General features: G+C 63.2%; 4 protein-coding genes. All 4 read right to left on the bottom strand.

Annotated features, from left to right (window positions below):
- Positions 1 to 83 precede the first annotated feature (83 nt).
- Positions 84 to 1,307, bottom strand: coding sequence for an O-fucosyltransferase family protein (locus AC2FM3_RS17755; protein WP_496684549.1), 1,224 nt, complete (start codon positions 1,305 to 1,307; stop codon positions 84 to 86).
- Between the two features lie 111 nt (positions 1,308 to 1,418).
- Positions 1,419 to 2,294 carry a glucose-1-phosphate thymidylyltransferase RfbA gene (gene rfbA, locus AC2FM3_RS17750; RefSeq protein ID WP_496684547.1) on the bottom strand — a complete coding sequence of 292 codons (876 nt, stop codon included), beginning with the start codon at positions 2,292 to 2,294 and terminating at the stop codon, positions 1,419 to 1,421.
- The gene (gene rfbD / locus AC2FM3_RS17745; RefSeq protein WP_496684544.1) at positions 2,291 to 3,139 is read right to left on the bottom strand and encodes a dTDP-4-dehydrorhamnose reductase; all 849 of its coding nucleotides are present in this window, start codon (positions 3,137 to 3,139) and stop codon (positions 2,291 to 2,293) included. Before rfbD ends, rfbA begins: the two co-directional genes overlap by 4 nt.
- Positions 3,136 to 3,558, bottom strand: a 423-nt coding sequence (locus tag AC2FM3_RS17740) for a GDP-mannose 4,6-dehydratase (protein ID WP_496684541.1), incomplete at its 5' end; no start/stop codon positions are given. The genes AC2FM3_RS17740 and rfbD, both read right to left, overlap by 4 nt.

The raw sequence follows: 3,558 nt of genomic DNA, 5'->3' as shown, positions 1-3,558 counted from the left end.
GCGGAAACACCAACGCCCCGGCCATTATGATCGGCGAAAAAGCCAGCGACCTGGTGCTGGGAAAAAGCTAGGCGCCACACCCCCTAGCGCGAGGACGGGCGCTCGGCATAGGCATAGCACTGCGCCGCAAGTGTCCGCAGCGCCCAGTCGAACCCGTCCGAGACGAAGCGTCGCGAAAACACCGGCGGCCGCGGGGCCTTTTGGCCTTCTTCGCGCTTGGTGTTCAGCGGCCGCGGCGTCCGGCCCACCATGACGACCTCGTCCCGGACCGAGACCACCCGCTTGAGCGCCATTCCGTTTTCAGACAACACCCGCCAAAGCGTGCTCAGCGCCCGGATGCAAGGCACGGCCACCGCGCGCAGGGGCTTGGGACGGGCCACCATCGGCTGGTGGGCATAGTTCAGGTCGACGAAGTCGACGTCGGGGTTGAGGGTCACCGCCATTTCGCCCACAGCCGCGTGGCATTTGACGATGTAGTCGCAGCGGGACAACAGCAGCAGATCCATCAGCACCTCGGCGCCACGCGCGGCCTTCTCTTCGGCGTCATGGAACCGGTTGGCATCGGAGTCGCTCAGGGATTTCTCGGAATACGAGATGATCTTGCCCGGATAGGCTTCCTCGAGAACCTTCAGCCACTGCCGCTGATCCGTGGCGACGAAGATACCCCCGCAATCGGGATGGTCCGCAAGGTAGCGATCGATCACCGGAAAATACTCCTCGGGCACGACCTTGCGCGACAGATTCGGTCCGACTCCGAAATCGAACTTGTCCGAGCCGCGCAACTGCAGCCCAAGCGTATGTTCCGGGAACTTGGCGCGGGCAAAGCGCTCGGCCTGGCTCAGCAACGAAGACCGGAACCGCACGGTCCCGTCGTCCAGCAAGGTTCGCATCTTCTGGCGTTCCTCGTGCCACCAGGCGGCCGGATATGTACCGTCGGCACGGTTTTCCACGCTACGGAAATAGCCATAGGGGTTCATGAACCAGCTTCTTGGCTCCCATCGGTACAGCCGCATGAGTTCGGAGGCCGTTGACAGGGTGCAGACCTTGCCGGAGCGCACCAGCGCCTGCAGGTCAGAGCCCGACGCGCCAACGGGTTCGTAGTAGTAATCCCATACGTTGGGGCCGGTCTCGGCATCGAAATAGGGGTTGGGGCCCCCGAACATATAGCTGCGTTCGTGCAGATGGATGATCGGCTTCAGGCCCATCCGGCGGGCGAACTGCAATTGCACGACCACCCCGTTGAGCTGCGCCACCAACCCGTCAGAGGTGTTGCAGATCAACAGGTACTCAAATTCACCAGATTTCATCGGCCAACACTCAACCTTTTCAACAATACAACAAACGGAACGGATATTGCCGCGTCCACCGCAGGTGGAACCCACGCACCAGCCAACCCAGAGACCGCACCAAAAACATTTTCATTTCAACAACCTGTCCAGATAGGCCCCATAGTCATTCTTGGCGAACATCTCGGCGCGCCGGCGCAGCTGTTCTTCGTTGATCCACCCCAGTTGCCAAGCGATCTCTTCGGGGCAGCCGGTCTGCAGGCCTTGGCGTTCTTCCAGCGTGCGGACGAAATTGCCCGCATCCAGCAGGCTGGCATGGGTGCCCGTGTCCAGCCAAGCATAGCCCCGCCCCATCGTCTCGACCCGCAGCCGTCCCTCGGCCAGATACATCTGCAACAGGTCGGTGATCTCGAACTCTCCGCGTGCCGAGGGCCGGACCCGACGCGCCCGTTCGGGGGCGGTACCATCCAGAAAATACAGCCCGGTCACCGCATAGTTCGAAGGCGGGTCGGCGGGTTTTTCGATGATTTCGCGCGCCTGCCCGTCCGAGTCGAAGGCAACCACGCCGTATCGCGACGGATCGGCCACGTGGTACCCAAAAACCGTCCCGCCCTCGGCCTGACGGTCCGCGGCCGCCAGCAGTCTGGGCAGACCATGTCCGAAAAAGATGTTGTCTCCCAGAACCAGGGCCGAGGGTGCGCCGTCCAGGAAATCTTCGGCCAGAATGAACGCCTGCGCCAGACCGTCGGGGCTCGGCTGCACGACATAGGTCAGGGATACGCCCCACTGGCTGCCGTCGCCCAAGGTGCGTATGAATTGGTCCTGGTCCTGCGGGGTGGTGATGACGCAGATATCGCGGATACCCGCCAACATCAGAACCGTCAGCGGGTAATAGATCATGGGCTTGTCATACAGCGGCAACAGCTGCTTGGACACGGCCATCGTGATCGGATAAAGCCGCGTGCCCGATCCGCCTGCAAGAATGATGCCTTTTCGCCCGCTCGTCATACCATTTCCAAATCGTTCAGAATATCTTTCAGACCCGCCCGCCAGTCCGGGCGGGGAATGGAAAAACACGCCTCGAGTGAGGAACAATCCAGCCGCGAATTCAACGGCCGCCGCGCCGGTGTTGGATATTCGGACGTGGGGATGTCAACGACGTCACAGGTTAGACCCGCGGTGTGGAAAATCGCCCGTGCGAACCCGGCCCAGCTGATATCGGGCGCGCCCGCAAAGTGATAGATGCCGGCCTTTCCCGGATCGTCGGCCAGCTGCCGCGCCATCTCGAGACAGGCGCGTGCGATGTCACGGGCCGGGGTCGGCCCGCCGATCTGGTCGGAAACGATATTCAGCCGGCTTCGGTCGGCCCCCAGGCGCAGCATCGTCTTTACGAAGTTGTCGCCATGAGCCGAGACCACCCAGGAGGTGCGCAGAATGCCGTACGCCCCCCCTGCCCGCGCGATGCCCCGTTCACCCGCCAGCTTTGACCGGCCATAGGCCCCCAACGGGCCGGTCGGATCGCTGGGCTTGCGCGGCGACATGCCCGATCCGTCAAACACATAGTCCGTCGAGATCGAAACGAAGGGGATACCCAACTCCGCACATTCCCGCGCCATGGCGGCGGGCGTGCTTGCGTTGATCACCGTGGCGCGTGCCTCGTCTTCCTCGGCCCGATCGACTGCGGTGTAGGCCGCGGCGTTGATGACAGCCCGAGGTGCGGCCGCGCGGATCGCCGCGGCGCATTGGTCGGGGTATTCCAGATCGGCCGTCATGCGATCGAGGCAGGTCACGCCGGTGTGACGGGCGAGTTCACGCGCCACCTGCCCGGTTCTGCCAAAGACCAGCACGGTCATGCGCGCACCCCCAACCGCTGCCCGACGCCGTTGCGGTCTTGCAGCGCCGTCCACCAGGCTTCGTTTTCCAGATACCAGCGGACGGTACGCTCCAGCCCCTCAGCCAGCGTCACCGACGGTTGCCAGCCCAACTCGGTGCGGATTCGGGTCGCATCGATGGCATAGCGTGCGTCATGTCCCGGCCGGTCGGCGACGAAGGTCATCAGCTCGGCATAAGGGCGCGACGCCGGGCGCAGCCGGTCCAATATGCCGCATAACATCCGCACCAGCTCGAGATTGGTGCATTCGCTGTCGCCACCGATGTTGTAGCTGCGCCCGACCCGGCCTTTTTCCACGACCAGCAGCAGGGCTTCGGCGTGGTCTTCCACAAAAAGCCAGTCCCTGACATTCGACCCGTCGCCATAGATGGGCAAGGGCCT

The sequence above is a fragment of the Ruegeria sp. BHSB172 genome, from assembly GCF_059613165.1.
The sequence above is the reverse complement of the archived record's forward strand: the minus strand, read 5'-3'. Positions and strand labels throughout refer to the sequence as shown.